Consider the following 16,849-nt stretch of genomic DNA (forward strand, 5'->3'; position numbering starts at 1 on the left):
CCCCCCCCCCCCGCCGAACTTACAGCTTGCCGCTGAGCGACACGCCGATGATGCGCGGCTCGTTGAACACGGCGGCCATGTAGTTTTCGATCACGCCCTTGAGGTTCTTCTCGTTGGTGATGTTGCGGGCGAAGGCGGCGATCTCATATTTGCCGCCCGGCGCGGTATAGCCGATCTTCAGGCCGCCCTCGAAATCACCCTTCGAGTTGAACTCCTTCGTCTTGTAGAGGACGAAGTTCGTGTAACCCTGGATGTTCCAGTCGGTCGCCGCGAAGATCGCGCCGCCATTGCCCAGCGGCACGTCGTAGCGAGCCGCGATGTTGGCGGTATATTTCGGCGCATTGGGCAGCGGGTTGCCGTCGATCTGGGCGAATTGGGCCGGCCCGAAAAAGGTGTTGGCCGTGATCGTGGGATCTTCCACGGTGCAGACGACCACGCCGTTCAGCGCGCAGACCTGAGCGTAGACATTCTTGTCCTTGATCTCGCTATGCAGCAGGCTGAGGCCGGCGGAGAGCGAGAAATTCTCGAACGGGCGGGCTTCCAGCTCGGCTTCCATGCCATAGGCTTCGGCCTTGTCGGCATTGAACAACACGCCATTGCCGGCGCTGTCATTGCCGTTCAGCTGAATGTCCTTCACCCGATAGGCGAAGCCCGACAGGTTGAAGCGCACCCGGTTGTTCAGGAAGTTGGTCTTGATGCCGCCTTCGCCCGACAGGATCGTTTCCGAATCCGCCGTGGTGAAGTCCGCATTGAACACCGCCGAGCGGCCCTGGATGGTCGGGCCACGGAAGCCGCGCGCGACGCGGGCGTAGACGCTGACATTGGGGTTCACTTCATAAAGGGCGCTGACGTCCCAGCTGGGTTCGTCGCCCTTCAACCGGACATTGCGGCGACCCGCATAGGTGGATACGCCCGCTGCACTGGCTGCGGTGCGGACCAGACGGGTCTGCTTGATATCCTTGGTGTAGCGGCCGCCGGCGGTCAGGGTGAAGCCGGGGACGATCTCGTAGCTGGCCTGGCCGAACAGCGACCAGCTTTCATTCTTGTTGCGCAACCGCACCCAGTTATTGGGGTTGTTGGCCGCGCCGGTCAGGAAATAGGCGCGCTGGTAGAAATCGGTGGTGTCGCGGCTGTCGAAATAGAGGCCGCCGACCTGCCATTTGAAAGGGCCATCGCCATTGCTGGCCAGGCGGACTTCCTGCGTAAGCTGGTCGAGGTCGCGGACATTGCCCTGGCTCTGGCCATAGCCGTTGGCAACGCCGTTCACCGGATAGTCGGCCGCAGCGCCGCCATCGGTGTCGCCACGGCTATAGCCCGACGTGGTTTCATAGGCGGTGATCGAGGTCAGCGACACAGGCCCGAGGTCGAGCGTGATATGCTCCGACGCGCCATAGGTCTTGTAGGCCTGCGGGTTGTTCATCGCTTCGTCGAGCGCGATCTTCGTGCGCGGCTCGTCGGCGACGCTGTTGGAACCCTTGGTCAGGCCCGCGCGGTGGAAGATGGTCGACGTGCCGTCATAATCGCGAGCGTGGACGCTGGTCAGCATCGACAATGTGTCATTGGGCGTCATCAGCAGCTGGAGGCGAACATCCTTCTCCTCAAAGCCGCCCATGGCGTCCTTCTTGGGGCTGATCGTGCCGTCGGCGCTGGGACCGTCATAGACATTGTCGATCCAGTCGTCGCGGCGCTGATAGAGAGCCGATACGCGGAAGGCCAGCTTGTCGGCGACGATCGGGCCGCCGATGCCGCCGTCGAAGGTCACGGTGTTATAGCTGCCATAGCTGGCCTGGGCGCGGCCCTGCCAGTCCATGGTCGGACGGTTGGTGTCGAACTTGATGATGCCCGCCGTCGTGTTGCGGCCGAACAGCGAACCCTGCGGGCCGCGCAGCACTTCCACCTGGTTGACGTCGAACACGGGGTTCGACTTCAGCACCACATGCTCCAGCACGACATCGTCCTGGATGATCGACACGGGCTGCGATGCGCCCAGATAGAAGTCGATATTGCCAAGGCCGCGAATGTAGAAGCGCGGGAAGATGCGGCCGGTGGTGGTTTCGGCATAAAGGCCGGGCACGCGGGCGGCGAGTTCGAGGATGTCGCCACCGCCAGCGGTCAGGTTGCGCAGCGCATCGCCCTGCACGACGCCGACCGATACCGGCACCTTCTGCAGATTTTCCGAGCGGCGCTCGGCGGTGACGACGATCTCGTCAAGCGCGCCGTCGGCAGCAGCGGGGGCGGTCTGGGCATGAGCCGAACCGGTGGCGGCAAGCGCGCCGAGCGCGCAGGTCAACAGGAGCGCGGAACGCCCCAAAAACATATTGGACACGAATGTCTCCCCAAGGGACAGATGGATCGATCCGGCGCCGCGACCCCGCTCATGGCGGCCCTCTCCCGCGCGCTTGCGCCTCGTCTTGCGACGGGCGCTAGGCTCCGTTTGTGGCGGAACGGTGACAAATGTTTCCCGGTTAACAAGCCGCTGCCGAAACTGATGCGGCGTGGCAATCCGGCAACACACAGTGCCGGGGGATCAGGCGCCGGTCAGGATGCCAGCGCGCGCGGGGACGGGCGCAGCGCGGCCAGATCTACCGGCCCGGCGAATTCGACGCCCATCCGGTCGTCCTTCGACCAGCGCGCCGTCGCCTGCACCACGGTCCGGTCGGCCAGCTCGATCGAAAAGGGCGTGCCCTCCGGCACGTTCCACAAGCCCTCGATCAAGGCGCCGGTCGCGGAAATATTACGCACGCGCCCGGTATAGACATGGCCGTCATGATGGACAGCGACGGTGCGCAGCATCGTCTTGCGCTCGGGCCGGCTCGACGCGAACCCCTGTGCCGCAGCCGAGACATTGCCGCCGCGATGGGTGACGAGCACGGCGTCGGCCGGCATGGGACGACCATAGATATAGCCCTGGATATGGCTGCATCCGAGCTGGCGGATCAATGTCAGTTCATCCTGGGTCTCGGCCCCTTCCGCAGTCGTGTCCATGCCCAGCGCCTCGGCCAGGCTGACGATAGCCTTGATGATCGCGCTGTTGCGGCTGCCCCGGATGGCCGCCCCGCGCACGAAGCTCTGGTCGATCTTGATCTTGTCGAACGGCGCCTTTTTCAGATAGCCCAGCGAGCTGTAGCCAGTCCCGAAATCGTCGAGCGCCAGCCGCACCCCGATGGATTTCAGCCGCGCGAACATGGAATCGGTATCGGCGTCGTCGTTCAGGAAGACATTTTCGGTAATCTCCAGCTCCAGCCGTCCGGGCGCGAGCTGGGCGGCGGCCAGCGCGTTCATCACCGTGGAGGGAAAGCCCGGATTGGCGAACTGGGTGGGGGATACGTTGACGGCGACCCGCACCCCTTCGGGCCATTGCGCCGCATCCCGGCAGGCGGTGCGCAGCACCCATTCGCCGATGCGGGAAATCATGCCGGTATCCTCGGCGATCGGGATGAACAACGCCGGCGAGATCGCACCACGAGTCGGATGGCTCCAGCGCAGCAACGCTTCATAACCCGTAATCTCTTCGTTCCGGGACGAAACGACCGGCTGATAGACGAGGTGCAGCCCGTCGGCGGCCAGCGCATGGCGCAGATCCTCCTCCAACTGGCGGCGATCTTCCGCATCGGTATGCATGTCGGGCGAATAGAAACGGTGGACGCCCCGGCCGTTGCCCTTGGCCGCATAAAGCGCAAGGTCCGCATTGCGGATCAGCGCATCGGCGGTGACGCCGTCCTGCGGGCAGGACGAAATGCCGATCGACACACCAATCACCACCGCCGTGCCTTCGATCATATAGGGCTCGGAAATGGTGGCGATGATGGTCTGGGCCAGTTGCTCCAGACCCGCTTTTTCGTGATGCCGGGGCAGCAATATCTTGAATTCGTCGCCACCCTGGCGCCCGACCAGCCCCTTGTCGCCGACCACCCGCTGCAACCGCTGGCTCACCTGACGCAACAGCGCGTCGCCGGCCGGGTGGCCCAGCGTGTCGTTGACGCTCTTGAACCGGTCGAGGTCCAGCATCATCAGCGCGCAGTCGCCGGGGCGGCCATGAGCTTCCGCGACCGCCTGCTCCAGCGAGCGCAGCATCTGGATGCGGTTGGCGAGGCCGGTGAGCGAATCGAACTGGGCCAGCCGCGTGACCTCCGCCTGGCTGCGACGCATTTCGGTCAGGTCGGTGCCGGACCCGCGAAAGCCGTGGAACTGGCCATATTCGTTGAACACCGGCTGGCCGGAAATCGACCACCAACGCTCTTCCTTCGACAAGGCGGCGCAGACGGCGATATCGGAAAAACCGGTTCGGGCGGAAAGATGAAAGCCCAGCGTCCGCTCGCCATCGCCTTGCTGCTTGTCGCCATGACGAATGATTTCCGTGAAAGCGCGGCCGATCAGGCTGCCGCTGGGCGCATCGAGCGTCTGCCCCAGCGTATCCGAGATGTAGGTGAGGCAGCCATGGCGGTCGGTTTCCCAGAACCAGCCACGGCCGCTGCGTTCATGTTCCTGTAGCAGCCGGTCGGACCGCTGCGCGCGCAAGTCCTGCCGATGCAGCGCGATCGCGCGATCGCGGTCGGCGGTCGCCTGACGCACGGTGGCGATCGCCATCACGAAGACGCAACTGACCAGAAGCCCGATCTGGGCCAGGCCCGCCTTTTCCGCAACCAGCACCAGCAGCGCGCCGAGAAAATAGCTGATCCCCAACAGTCGCCGGTCGCCAAAGACGCAGACCACCAGCAACGCCACCGCCAGTTCCGGCACCGCCGCCAGGAAAGTCGCGTCGGACGGCGCCGCCGCCTTGCTGCTGAGCCACAGGCTGTAGGTAAGCCCGGACAGGAACACCATCGGCAGCATGATCCAGTTCTGGACATGCGGCATCACGGCCCTGAAGCGCGCCTGTCGCGGCAGGATCATCAGCACGCCGTCGACCAGCAGCATCAGCGCGAGCAGCACCGCCTGCCTGCGATCCCCCACGGCGTAGAAAGGCAAGCCCAGCAGCATCACGACGCAGATTTTGGCGAGCAGGATCAGCGGCCAGAGCCGCGCAATATGGACGAAGGCGCCGGATATCCAGGATGCGGCGACCTCCGTGCCGCTGCGCGCCAGACCCAGCGCCATCATCAGGGTGATGGGGCTTGAACTATCGGACAGGGACGCACGCATGGGGGACATGCGCACTGTTCTAGCGGCCACTAGTTGACAGAGAATTACTGCTGAAACCGAGTAAAGGCCGGTTGTCCCCGACTATAAACCGAGTAAATCGATCATACGCGCATCGGCATCAGCACATAGAGTGCCGGGCTGGTGTCGGTTTCGCGGATCAGCGTCGGCGCGGCCGCGTCGGCCAGATGCAGCTCGACCATGTCGCTGTCGATCTGGCCAAGAATATCGAGCAGATAGCGCGCGTTGAACCCGATGTCGAAACCTTCGCCCTGGAAGGCGCCGGGCACTTCTTCAGCCGCCGTGCCATTTTCGGGGCTGGTGACCGACAGGGTGATGCGGTCCTTGTCCAGGCTCATCTTGACCGCGCGGGTCTTTTCCGTGGCGATGGTCGCAACACGGTCCACGCCTTCCTCGAAGCTGCGCGGGTCGATCCTGAGCAGCTTGTCGTTCCCGGTGGGGATAACCCGGCTATAGTCCGGGAACGTGCCGTCGATCAGCTTGCTGGTCAGGATCGCGCTGCCCAGGCCGAAGCGGATCTTGCCGGCCGACAGGGCGATCTGGACCGAACCGTCCACCTCGTCGAGCAGCTTGCGCAGTTCGCCGATGCATTTGCGCGGCACGATGATGCCCGGCATCCCTTCGGCGCCGTCGGGCCGGGGCACGGTGACGCGGGCGAGGCGGTGGCCGTCGGTCGCGGCGGCCTTCAGCACCGGCTGCCCCTCATCCGACACATGGAAATAGATGCCGTTCAGATAATAGCGCGTCTCTTCGGTCGAGATGGCGAAGCGCGTCTTGTCGATGATCTGCTTCAATGTCTCGGCCGGCAGTTCGAACTGGACCGGCAGATCCCCTTCCGCGATCACGGGAAAATCGTCGCGCGGCAGGGTGGAAAGGTTGAAGCGGGCGCGGCCCGCCTGGATCAGCATCTTGCCCTCGGCCGCCTGGAGCGACACCTGGCTGCCCTCAGGCAGCTTGCGGGCGATGTCGAACAGGGTGTGCGCCGAAATGGTGGTGGCGCCGGCCTGCTCCACCTGGGCGGAGATGCTTTCGACCACCTGAAGGTCGAGATCGGTCGCCATCAGCTTGATCGCGCCATCGGCCGAAGCCTCGATCAGCACGTTGGACAGAATTGGAATCGTGTTCCGGCGCTCGACCACCGACTGGACGTGGCTCAGGCTCTTGAGGAGCGTTGCGCGTTCGATGGTGGCCTTCATGTCCCTGATCTGTCCGTTTCTTTTTAAGCCGATAGCCGGGATTCGGTCGAATCCCGGCGACAATGATGGATGCTTCTTCATAACCGCTGTTGCGGCCCCTGCAAGCACCGCCTTTGCGCTTTCGTTACGCGCAGGGTTGCAAATGGGGACAGCTTGCGCTTTGCCGGGTCCATGTGCCGCGCCCTCGTCTGCCTGTTCCCGCTGCTGCTGGCGACGACGCCCGCCATGGCCCGCGATTCGCTGGGGATTTTCGAAAGCTGGGGCGCATTCCGCGACGCGGCGACCCCCCGCTGCTATGCCATCGCCCAGCCGGCCACGCGTCGCGGACAGGCGCGCAAGGGCTTCGCCGCGGTCGGCACCTGGCCCCGGCAAAGGGTGCGCGGGCAGGTCCATTTTCGGCTGAGCCGCGCGCGCGCCGCCAAGGCGCCGGTCATGCTCAGCGTCGGCGACCGGCGCTTCACCCTGGTCGCCGGACAGGTCGATGCCTGGGCGCCCGACGCCCGCGCCGACGCGCAGATCATCGCCGCGATGCGATCCGCCAGCAGCATGAGCGTGACCAGTGTCGGCGCAGACGGGCGCGGTTTCGCCGACGCCTATGCCCTGCGCGGCGCGGCGACGGCGATCGACGCGGCGGCGCTGGGATGCGCGCGGCTGCGCTGAATGTAACGCATCTTTCAAAAACGCGGCAAATCGACTATGTGCGCGACCATGCAGACAGCCGCCAGCCCCCTGATGCCGATTCCCGGCGCTATCGATCCTGTGCCCGTGCCGCGCGCGGTGACCCCGCGCGAGGATGGGCGCATCGACCTGATGGGGCTGTCGCGCCCTCAGATTCGCGATATTTTCGCCGAAGCGGGGCTGGATGCAAAGGCCTCCAAGTTGCGCTCCAAGCAGATTTTCCACTGGCTCTATCATCGCGGCGAAACCGATTTCGAGGCGATGACCGACCTCGCCAAGCCGATGCGCGGATGGATGGCCGAACGCTTCGTCGTCGGCCGGCCGCAGGTGGTGGAGGCGCAGGTGTCGAGCGACGGCACGCGCAAATGGCTGCTGCGATCGGACGACGGCCAGGATTATGAGATGGTCTTCATCCCCGATGCGGACCGTGGCACGCTGTGCGTGTCGAGCCAGGTCGGCTGCACCTTGAATTGCAGCTTCTGCCATACCGGCACGATGCGGCTGGTGCGCAACCTGACGCCGGGCGAGATTGTCGGGCAGGTGATGCTCGCGCGCGATGCGCTGGGCGAATGGCCCAAGGGCAATATGGCCGCCGCGAACGACGCCGAAGAGGATGAGGACGCGCCGCAATATTCGCCTGACGGCCGGATGCTCACCAACATCGTGATGATGGGCATGGGCGAGCCGCTCTATAATTTCGACCATGTGCGCGATGCGCTGCGCCTCGTCATGGACGGCGACGGGCTGGCGCTGTCGAAGCGGCGCATCACCCTCTCCACCTCCGGCGTGATCCCGATGATGGCGCGCGCGGCGGAGGAAATCGGCGTCAACCTTGCGGTATCCCTGCATGGCGTGACCAAGGCGGTGCGCGACGAACTGGTGCCGCTGAACCGCAAATATGGCATTGAGGAACTGCTCCAGGCCTGCGCCGATTATCCGCGCGCCAGCAATGCGCGGCGCATCACGTTCGAATATGTGATGATCAAGGACAAGAATGACAGCGACGCCGACGCGCGCGAGTTGGTCCGGCTGCTGCGCCACTATAAGCTGCCGGCCAAGGTCAATCTGATCCCGTTCAACCCCTGGCCCGGCACGGATTACGAATGTTCGACGCCGGAGCGCATCCGCGCGTTCAGCTCCATCGTGTTCGAAGGCGGGATTTCCGCGCCGGTGCGCACGCCGCGCGGGCGCGACATCATGGCCGCCTGCGGTCAGCTCAAATCCGCGAGCGAGAAGAAGAGCAAGGCGGAGATCCGCCGCCTTGCCGAAGAAGAGCAAGCCGCGCTCGGGTAATCCGGGGACGACAGGCTGCGCCATGCGCGCGACGCGAACCCCGCCCGACCAGGCGGGGTTTTCTTTTTTGGGGGAAAGCGAATGACCGATGACGAGATGGAAAGGCTGGCGAACGGCTTTTGCGCCTGCACCCTGCCCAAGGAAGACTGGACCCATGGCGCGCATTTCGCGACCGCGCTGTGGCTGATCCTCAAACGCCCGGACCTGCTGCCCGAACGCGACATGCCCGGCCTCATCCGCCGCTATAATGAAAGCGTCGGCGGGGTGAACGGCGACATGTCCGGCTATCATGAGACGATCACCCAGGCGTCGCTGGTCATGGCGCGCTGCCTGCTGGCCTCCCTGCCCGCCGACATCGGCCCTTCGGCCGCTTATGCCGCGCTGATGGCCTCGCCGTTGGCCGACAAGGACTGGCCCTTCACCTACTGGTCGCGCGACCGGCTGATGACGGTGGCGGCGCGGCGCGCATGGGTCGCGCCGGACCTCCAGCTACTGCCCGCATAGGAAAAGGGCGGCCCAAACGGACCGCCCTTCCTTGTTCCGATCTTTTGAGAGGGATCAGAAACGGTAGCCGACGCCGATCACCGCAGCGTCGCGGCCGCCGATGTTCTGCTCATATTCGGTGCGCTGATATTCGGCCGAGATATAGGTGTTGGAGGTCGGCGCGAACTCCAGGCCACCGCCATAACGCACGCCTTCCAGGCCAGCGCCGTCGCCGTCGATCTCGAAGCGGGTCGAGGCATAGCCGACCTTGCCGAAGGCGAGGATGCGCGGGGTCACGACATAGCCGGCGCGCAGCGACGCGGCGATGTCACGGCTGACGTCCAGGCCGCTGTCGTCAACGGTGCTGTCACCCAGGCTGACTTCGACGCCGCCGACGATGCGCGGGGCGAGCGCAAGGTCATAACCGGCGGTCACGCCATAGGAGAAGCCGTCTTCGCCGCCGATCTTGTCATAACCCATGGTCACGCCGGCGCGCGGCCCGGTGAAAGGCGCAGCGTCCTGAGCGAAGGCGGGAGCGGAAACAACGGTGGCAGCAGCAATCGCTGCGAAAATCACAGTCTTCATATAGTCCTCATTTTTATTCTTGTCGCCGTGACTTAGGTATTCATCCGGCGTTCAGGTTCGATGCAAAGCAATCATGTCTTTTTACGCACGATTCCTCCTGCTTCTTTTCTCTCCTTCTTGGGAGAGAGAAGAGCGCGAACGCATCATCATCGCGCAGAGGCCATCTAGGATCGCGCGATTGAGTTGCAAAGGGGGTCGATCTTTATTTCAATCAATTTCAGCCCTTGTGTTGCAAAACGGTTACATCCCGCCATCCGGTTGAAAATGCTGGAAGCGTCCCTACTATGGAGTTGTCATAAAAATCCGGTAGGATCATATCCATGGATAGCCCGCCCGACAGCGTAGGGACGATCGTCAGGCGGCATCGCCTCTCCACCCGGCTGTGGCATTGGCTGAACGCGCTGCTGCTATATGTGCTGTTCACCAGTGGCCTTGGCATCTTCAACGCCCACCCCCGGCTCTATTGGGGACAATATGGCGCCAATTTCGATCCCTCCTGGCTGGAGCTGGATCGTTTCCCCGGCTGGATCACGCTGCCGGGCACATACAGTCTGGCCCTGTCGCGCCACTGGCATCTGGCCGCCGCGCCGATCTTCGCCTTCGCGCTGCTATTCTACATGCTCTGGAGCCTTGCCAACCGGCATATCGGCCGCGACCTCGCCTTTCGCCGCGAGGAACTGACGCCCCGCCATGTCTGGCACGACATCAAGGATCATGCCCGGCTGCGCTTTCCCACCGGGGCGGCGGCGTTGCGCTATAATGTGCTGCAAAAGGCGAGCTATGTCGGGGTGATCTTCGTGGCGCTGCCGCTCGTCATCCTGACCGGTCTTACCATGTCGCCCGGCATGAACGCGGCCTGGCCCTGGCTGGTCGATCTGTTCGGGGGGCGGCAGTCGGCGCGGTCGATCCACTTCATCACCGCCTTCGCGCTGGTCGCCTTCTTCCTGGTCCATATCCTGATGGTGGTGCTGGCCGGGCCGCTCAACGAAATCCGGTCGATGATCACCGGCCGATACCGGGTGCCGGAGGACCGGCCATGATCCTCAACCGTCGCCATCTGCTGCTCGGCGCCACCGCGACGCTGGCCGGTTGTGACAGGCTGGCCGGTAATGAACGATTCCGCGAAGCGCTGTTTTCGGCGGAGAATTTCCACAAATGGGCGCAGCGCACCCTGATGACCCGCGACGCCATGGCGCGGGAATTCCGGCCCGATCAGATTTCGCCGAGATTCCGCGCCAACGGCACCGCGAATCCCAATACGCCCGAATATAAGGCGATCTGGCGCACCGGTTTCGCCGATTGGCGGCTGCGCGTGGATGGCCGGGTGGCGCGGCCGTTGTCGCTGTCGCTCGCTCATTTGCACGCCCTGCCCCATCGCGAGCAGATCACCCGCCACGACTGCGTCGAGGGGTGGAGCGCGATCGGCAAATGGCGCGGCGTGCCGTTGCGCCCGATCATGGAGGCCGCCCGGCTGAACGATCGCGCGCGCTACCTCGTCTTTCACTGCGCCGACGATATGGGCGGGGGCAGCGCTTATTATGAAAGCATCGACATGGTCGATGCCTTTCACCCCCAGACCATCCTCGCCTACGCCCTCAACGACCGGCCATTGTCGGTCGCGAACGGGGCGCCGCTGCGCCTGCGGGTCGAACGGCAACTGGGCTACAAACAGGCCAAATATCTGATGCGAATTGAAGCGGTTGACAGCCTGTCCGCAATTGGTGGAGGCAAGGGCGGATTTTGGGAAGACCATGCCGGCTATGATTGGTATGCGGGCATTTGACGCTTGCGTAACGAGGTGACAAGGTAGCGGCATGAAACTGTTTGAACGTGTTCTCAGGCGGTTGGTCACGCGTGGCCAGCTTACCGTCCACTATGCCAATGGCGGCATCTCTACCGTGGGGCAGCCCGATCCGGCCTTTCCCAACATGGCCCTGCGCTTCCACGACGGGCGCGTGCCGCTGGACATCATCAAGGATCCGCGCCTGGGCTTTGCGGAAGCCTGGATCGAAGGGCGCGTCGGCATAGAGGGCGGCGGGATCATGGAGTTCCTCTCCATGATCCGCGCCAACAATCCCTGGGAGGCGGGCCGCTCGATCGATTCCAAGAGCCGCCTCAGCCGCAGTTTCAAGACCGTCCGGCAAAAGCTGTGGCGCGCCAACCACAAGTCGCGCTCCAAATCCAATGTCGCCCATCATTATGACCTGTCGGGCGCACTCTACGCCCTCTTCCTCGACCGCGACCGCCAATATAGCTGCGCCTATTTCCCCGACATCGACAATGAAGCCGGGATCAGCCTGGAGCAGGCGCAGGAGGACAAGAAGGCGCATATCGCCGCCAAGCTGCACCTGAAACCGGGCATGAAGGTGCTGGACATCGGCTGCGGCTGGGGCGGCATGGCGCTCTATCTCCATCGCACCTGCGGCGTCGATGTGACCGGCATCACCTTGTCGGAAGAACAGCTTAAGGTCGCGCGCCAGCGGGCGCAGGATGCGGGCGTCGCCGACCATGTCCGTTTCGAACTGATCGACTATCGCGACATGATCGGGCCGTTCGACCGGATCGTGTCGGTCGGCATGTTCGAACATGTCGGCACCGCCCATTTCCGCACCTTCTACAATAAATGCCGCGAATTGCTGACGCCCGACGGCGTGATGCTGATCCACACGATCGGCCGCGTCGACGGTCCGGGCATCACCGACGCCTTCACCCAGAAATATATCTTCCCCGGCGGCTATATCCCGGCCCTGTCGGAAATGATCCAGGGCAGCGAGGGCACGCGGCTGATGGTCACCGATGTCGAGGTGCTGCGGGTCCATTACGGCCTCACCATCCGCGAATGGTATCGGCGCACGATGGCGCACAAGGCGGACATCGTCGCCCTGTATGACGAACGCTTCTTCCGCCTCTGGACCTTCTATCTGGCGGGCGCGGCGACGGTGTTCGAACATGGCGGCATGGTGAATTACCAGGTCCAATATGTGCGCGACCGTCGCGCCTTGCCGATAACCCGCGATTATATGCAGGATGGCGAAACCGCGCTGCGCGGACGCTGAACCTGCGCTGACAGCGTCATTCCCGCCCCGTTCAGTCCGGGGCGGGCATCTTTCCCCGACATGGCCCGCCCGTAAGCGCTGGCCATGAGAGGAGAGAAGCATATGAACCTGATCTGGAAAAGTGCGGCGGCGCTCAGCTTGGCCGTAGCCGGGCTGGGCGCGGCGGCGACGCCCGCCCAGGCCCAATATCATGACAGTGGCTGGCGCGATGGCCGCGACCATCGGGCGCACGGACGACGCGACGCGCATCGCGGGGATGATCGCCGTCACTGGCGCGGCGACCGGCGCGATTGGCGTGGCCATCGTGGCTCTTATCGGACGCATTATCGCTATCGCCCGCGTTGCTGGACCCAATGGCGCTATGACCGCTGGCGTCATCGCAATGTGCCGGTGCGCATTTGCCGCTAAAAAAGCGATCCGCCGGGCCGGTGCGCAATCCCATGATTGAACCGGTCCGGCCGATCCGGCATGGTCGCGGGCATGAGCGATCCCATGCCCGTTATCCAGAGCCTGTTGTCGGGCTTGCCGGTCCTGCTGTTGCACCTTGCCACCGCTACCCTGGTCTGGCTCGGCGCCCTGTCGCTTTATCTGTGGATCACCCCGCATGACGAATTCGCGCTGATCCGCGCGGGTAACGAGGCCGCCGCCATTTCGCTGGGCGGCGCGGCGATTGGCCTCGCCGTGCCGCTGGGCTTCTGCCTCGCCGGGTCGGTCAATGTCTGGGACGTCGTCATCTGGGGCAGCGTGACGCTGGTGCTGCAACTCATTGCCTTTCGCCTTGTCGATTTCCTGCTCGGCACGCTCTCCGCCCGGATCGAGGCGAATGAGCGGTCGGCCGCCATCTTCCTCGCCATGATGAAGGCCGCGATCGCCTGCCTGACCGCCGCGGCGGTGGCGGGCTGAACCGGGGTGGCGGGCAAGCAGGGCTGTGGCTGCCTGCCCTTCGCGCTGGGCGCGCTGCTGCTGTTCGCCTGGTTCGCGCAGGATGTGCGCGTCCCCCCGCTGGAGGTCGAACAATTTGATCCGCGCACGCCGCGCCGGCCGATGCCGCAATGGGGCGACGAACAGTTCGTGATCGAGGATCGTCCCGGCGGCCCTGCCGATTCGATGGGCACCGCCTTCGCCGTTGATCGCGACGGCGTCTGGCTGACGGCCGAACATGTCACCCATGGCTGCGCGCGCGTCGGGCTGGAGGATGGCCGCTTCGCCCGCCCCGTGACGCGCGTGCTCGAAAGCCGGGAGGCCGACGCGGCGCTGGTGCAGGGCGACATATCCAGCCCCGACGCCCTGCCGCTGTCCGACCATGGGCCGCAACCCGGCACGCCCGGCTATCATTTGGGTTTCCCCGCGGGCGAACCGACCCTGGTGGTGTCCGAACTGATCGGATCGGCGAGCGCCCGGCGGGGACGCAGCGCGCTCACCCAGCCTGTTCTCGCCTGGGCCGAACGTTCCCGCGTGCCCGACGGCAACGGCACCTTGTCGGGCATCAGTGGCGGCCCCATCCTGGCAGAGGACGGCCATGTCGTGGGCGTCAACAGCGCCGCGACCGACCGGCGCGGCCGCATCCTCACCACCGCGCCCGACGCGATCATCCGCCTTGCCAGCGCCAGCCGCGCCATTGACGAACGCCCGGTCGCCTACCCCGTCACCGGCATCGCCGATGCGCAGAGGCGCTTTGCCACATGGTTGGATCAGGGGGTCATCCGCCGCATCTTCTGCGACGTCGACTGACCGGCCGGCAGTTGACGAGCGCGTCGCCAAAGCGCTAGGCGCGGCGCAACTTTCCGAGGAAATTGACCATGAGCGACACGCCCCCCGACCATCTGTCCACCAACCCGCGCAACCCCCATTTCGACATGGAGACGCTGCAACGCGGCATCGGCATCCGCTTCAAAGGTCGCGAGCGCAAGGATGTTGAGGAATATTGCATTTCCGAAGGCTGGATTCGCGTTGCCGCCGGCAAGACCCGCGATCGCCACGGCAACCCGCTGACGATCAAGCTGACCGGCGAGGTCGAAGCCTGGTATGAGAACCCGGCCGAAGGCGCTGCGGACGACAAGACGCCGGGCGATGAAAGTTCCGGCGACACGGCAACCGACGCCGAATAATCTCTTGGAAAGGGCGCCGCAGCGGCGCCCTTTTTTTGCGTCAGTTGAGCATCGTCTCACGCTTCACATCGGCGATGATGGCGCTCAGGCTCCGCTGCGCGGGCGCATTGTCGGCAAAGCTCAATATGGCGGGGTCGGTCCGCAGGTGCGGTACGCGCTTGCGCGACGCAGGCGCCGGGTCATCGGCCCGCGCCGTCAATATCCGTGCAGGCGCCGCGCGACTTGCCGTCCCGGCCGCCTCGCCCTTCCATCGATCCGCGTCCATCCGGGTAAAGCGCACGCTGGCGCCAAGCGCCGGATCGGGCGTGAAGTCGTGCAGCCCGGCCTTGGCCGGATAGATGAAACCATAGGTCGGATTGGTGCGCGCGCCCATCTGGCCGGTCGGACTGTGCCACACCCGCACCTGACTCCAGTCGCCCTCGTCGGACACGTCGATCGCCAGCACATCCTCCTCGATCGAACCGGGGACGGACCAGTTGGCGTGGCGAATAAGCACGCGGCGACCGTCCAGCACGCGGCTGACCACCGCGACATGACCCAGCGCCATCGGCCCATTGGCCCGGAACGCCAGCACTGCGCCCTTTTTCGGCTTGTGCCCCCGCTTGAAACGGCCGTCGGCCTGGTCCCACCAATTCAGCGCGTCGCCGTGAATATCCACGCCCGACACGATGCGGGCATAGGGCACGCATTGCAGCACCGCCGCCCCGAATGCAGGCGCAGTTATCAGCCCGGACAGCAGCAGCGCCACCGCCCAGATCGTTTTTCGAACCATTTGCGATCTCGAAACGTCAAGAATCGCCCCACCAGGAACGACCCTAGACAACCGGGGGTTGGCAAAAGGTTAAAGGATCAGAAAGCAGAGCGGACCGCTGCGCCGCCGCTGTTGTCGGCCGAAGCGATCTGCACCGGCTGGTCCAGCCCCTTGGGCTCGTCGGCGTAGATGAAGCCGTTGGTCGGGTTGGAACGGATGCCAAGGCCGCCGATCGGGCCGTACCACACGCGAACGTCGGTCCAGTCATTGTCGGGCGACACATCGACGGCGCGGACATCGCGCTCGATCCCGCCGCGATAGGACCAGTTGGCGTGGGTCAGCAGCACTTCGCGGTCGCTGACCACCTTGCTGACCATAGCGACATGGCCGACCGGCATGGCGCGGCTGGACGCAAAGGCCAGGACGGCGCCGACGCGCGGCTCATGGCCACGGGCATAGCGGCCCTCTGCCTGGCCCCACCAGGTGTTGGCGTTGCCGAAAATCTCGATGCCGGAAACCTGCCGGGCGAACGGCACGCATTGCAGCGTGCCGGCGGCGGCGGGGACAGAGACCAGAGTTGAAAGCGCAAGAACAGACGCCGCGAAAAACGCGCGAAAACCAGCGAACATGCGATTGCGACCCCGACTTATTTGTAGGCTTGAACCCCGATGGGGGTCTTAGGGCAGACGCCGGACGAATTGAAAAGCGGCAGGCGACGAATCGTTTCGCGGGTGCGTTATGTTGCGGAACGAAAGACATGGCCGGCGGTTACGGTCAGTCGGGTCGCGGAAGGCAAATCGCTGAAAAGGCTCGATTCGGTGCCCGTCATCCAGATTTGCCCCCCGGTTGCCGCCAATCTCTCGAACAGCGCGGCCCGCCGCAACGGGTCGAGATGCGCCGCCACTTCGTCGAGCAACAGCACCGGCGGCTGCCCCCGGTCGGCGGCGACCAGCGCGGCATGGGCGAGCAGGATCGACAGCAACAGCGCCTTCTGCTCCCCGGTCGAACAGAGCGCGGCCGCCTGCCCCTTAGCCACATGGGTGACGGCCAAGTCATGGCGGTGCGGCCCGGACAATGTGCGCCCCGCCGCCGCATCGCGCCGCCGCTCCCGCTCCAGCCGGGGGCCAAGCGGGGGCATATCCCCGGCATCATCCCCCTCGATCGCCACCAGCGGCCGGGCAAAGGGTTCTTCGGGCTGGTCGGCCAGCACATGGTTCAGCCGCGCGACCAGATCGGCGCGCGCGCGGGCCAGCGCCGCGCCATGCTCGCCCATCTGCGCTTCCAATGCGGTCAGCCAGGCCGGATCGGCGCGGCGCAGATCGGCCAGCAGCCGGTTGCGCGCGCGCATCGCCGCGTCATAGCGGGCGCTGTGCACGGCATGGCCTGGATGCAGCGCCAGCGTCAGCCGGTCGAGAAAACGCCGCCGCCCGCCGGGACTGTCCAGAAACAGCCGGTCCATCGCTGGGGTCAGCCAGACGATCGCCAGATGGTCGGCCAGCGCATTGGCCGAAGACGCCACGCCGCCGATCCGCACCTGCC

The 16,849-nt window shown here is 64.9% G+C and carries 17 protein-coding genes; 10 read left to right on the forward strand and 7 right to left on the reverse strand.

Going from position 1 to position 16,849, the window contains the following annotated elements; translation table 11 throughout:
• Nucleotides 1–19: 19 nt before the first annotated feature.
• The 3 genes from C100_RS46665 to dnaN form a co-directional block, all read right to left on the reverse strand.
• Nucleotides 20–2,317 (reverse strand): TonB-dependent receptor, encoded by a 2,298-nt coding sequence (locus C100_RS46665; protein WP_024022087.1) that lies wholly within the window; start codon nucleotides 2,315–2,317, stop codon nucleotides 20–22.
• Between the two features lie 221 nt (nucleotides 2,318–2,538).
• Nucleotides 2,539–5,151 carry an EAL domain-containing protein gene (locus C100_RS46670; RefSeq protein WP_031310369.1) on the reverse strand — a complete coding sequence of 871 codons (2,613 nt, stop codon included), beginning with the start codon at nucleotides 5,149–5,151 and terminating at the stop codon, nucleotides 2,539–2,541.
• A 92-nt stretch (nucleotides 5,152–5,243) separates the two neighbouring features.
• Complete coding sequence (dnaN, locus tag C100_RS46675) at nucleotides 5,244–6,356, reverse strand: DNA polymerase III subunit beta (protein WP_024022089.1); 1,113 nt, start codon at nucleotides 6,354–6,356, stop codon at nucleotides 5,244–5,246.
• A gap of 171 nt (nucleotides 6,357–6,527) precedes the next feature.
• On the opposite strand from dnaN, the gene C100_RS46680 reads away from it, so the two are divergent.
• From C100_RS46680 to C100_RS46690, 3 genes are all read left to right on the forward strand, one after another.
• A complete protein-coding gene (locus C100_RS46680) occupies nucleotides 6,528–7,016 on the forward strand; it encodes an invasion associated locus B family protein (RefSeq protein ID WP_024022090.1) in 489 nt (162 codons plus the stop codon).
• 48 nt (nucleotides 7,017–7,064) lie between these two features.
• Nucleotides 7,065–8,327 carry a 23S rRNA (adenine(2503)-C(2))-methyltransferase RlmN gene (rlmN, locus tag C100_RS46685; protein WP_031310370.1) on the forward strand — a complete coding sequence of 421 codons (1,263 nt, stop codon included), beginning with the start codon at nucleotides 7,065–7,067 and terminating at the stop codon, nucleotides 8,325–8,327.
• A gap of 81 nt (nucleotides 8,328–8,408) precedes the next feature.
• On the forward strand, nucleotides 8,409–8,831 hold the full coding sequence (locus tag C100_RS46690) for a hypothetical protein (RefSeq protein ID WP_024022092.1): 423 nt from the start codon (nucleotides 8,409–8,411) through the stop codon (nucleotides 8,829–8,831).
• A gap of 54 nt (nucleotides 8,832–8,885) precedes the next feature.
• Here the strand turns inward: C100_RS46690 and C100_RS46695 are convergent, their stop codons facing one another.
• Nucleotides 8,886–9,395: a porin family protein gene (locus C100_RS46695; protein WP_024022093.1), complete on the reverse strand. Its 510-nt coding sequence runs from the start codon at nucleotides 9,393–9,395 to the stop codon at nucleotides 8,886–8,888.
• Nucleotides 9,396–9,715: 320 nt separating this feature from the next.
• On the opposite strand from C100_RS46695, the gene C100_RS46700 reads away from it, so the two are divergent.
• The 7 genes from C100_RS46700 to C100_RS46730 all read left to right on the forward strand — a co-directional run bounded on the left by C100_RS46700 (nucleotide 9,716) and on the right by C100_RS46730 (nucleotide 14,559).
• Entirely contained in the window at nucleotides 9,716–10,435 is a 720-nt protein-coding gene (locus C100_RS46700; protein ID WP_024022094.1) for a cytochrome b/b6 domain-containing protein, read from the forward strand.
• Nucleotides 10,432–11,178, forward strand: a complete 747-nt coding sequence (locus C100_RS46705; RefSeq protein ID WP_024022095.1) for a molybdopterin-binding protein — start codon at nucleotides 10,432–10,434, stop codon at nucleotides 11,176–11,178. The genes C100_RS46700 and C100_RS46705 overlap by 4 nt, the downstream gene beginning before the upstream one ends.
• Nucleotides 11,179–11,209: 31 nt before the next feature.
• Nucleotides 11,210–12,451, forward strand: a complete 1,242-nt coding sequence (locus C100_RS46710) for an SAM-dependent methyltransferase (RefSeq protein ID WP_024022096.1) — start codon at nucleotides 11,210–11,212, stop codon at nucleotides 12,449–12,451.
• A gap of 102 nt (nucleotides 12,452–12,553) precedes the next feature.
• Complete coding sequence (locus C100_RS46715) at nucleotides 12,554–12,859, forward strand: hypothetical protein (RefSeq protein ID WP_024022097.1); 306 nt, start codon at nucleotides 12,554–12,556, stop codon at nucleotides 12,857–12,859.
• Nucleotides 12,860–12,931: 72 nt separating this feature from the next.
• Nucleotides 12,932–13,354 carry a DUF350 domain-containing protein gene (locus C100_RS46720; protein ID WP_031310371.1) on the forward strand — a complete coding sequence of 141 codons (423 nt, stop codon included), beginning with the start codon at nucleotides 12,932–12,934 and terminating at the stop codon, nucleotides 13,352–13,354.
• Between the two features lie 6 nt (nucleotides 13,355–13,360).
• On the forward strand, nucleotides 13,361–14,182 hold the full coding sequence (locus tag C100_RS46725) for a S1 family peptidase (RefSeq protein WP_024022099.1): 822 nt from the start codon (nucleotides 13,361–13,363) through the stop codon (nucleotides 14,180–14,182).
• Between the two features lie 68 nt (nucleotides 14,183–14,250).
• Entirely contained in the window at nucleotides 14,251–14,559 is a 309-nt protein-coding gene (locus C100_RS46730; RefSeq protein ID WP_024022100.1) for a DUF3297 family protein, read from the forward strand.
• Nucleotides 14,560–14,599: 40 nt separating this feature from the next.
• On the opposite strand, the gene C100_RS46735 is transcribed toward C100_RS46730, so the two are convergent.
• The 3 genes from C100_RS46735 to C100_RS46745 form a co-directional block, all read right to left on the reverse strand.
• Complete coding sequence (locus C100_RS46735; RefSeq protein ID WP_024022101.1) at nucleotides 14,600–15,331, reverse strand: CHAP domain-containing protein; 732 nt, start codon at nucleotides 15,329–15,331, stop codon at nucleotides 14,600–14,602.
• A 77-nt stretch (nucleotides 15,332–15,408) separates the two neighbouring features.
• Complete coding sequence (locus C100_RS46740; RefSeq protein WP_024022102.1) at nucleotides 15,409–15,939, reverse strand: CHAP domain-containing protein; 531 nt, start codon at nucleotides 15,937–15,939, stop codon at nucleotides 15,409–15,411.
• A 107-nt stretch (nucleotides 15,940–16,046) separates the two neighbouring features.
• On the reverse strand, nucleotides 16,047–16,849 hold an 803-nt coding region (locus tag C100_RS46745), incomplete at its 5' end, for an AAA family ATPase (RefSeq protein ID WP_024022103.1).

Origin of the sequence: Sphingobium sp. C100, assembly GCF_000508185.1 — a bacterium.
Taxonomy (GTDB): Bacteria; Pseudomonadota; Alphaproteobacteria; order Sphingomonadales; family Sphingomonadaceae; genus Sphingobium.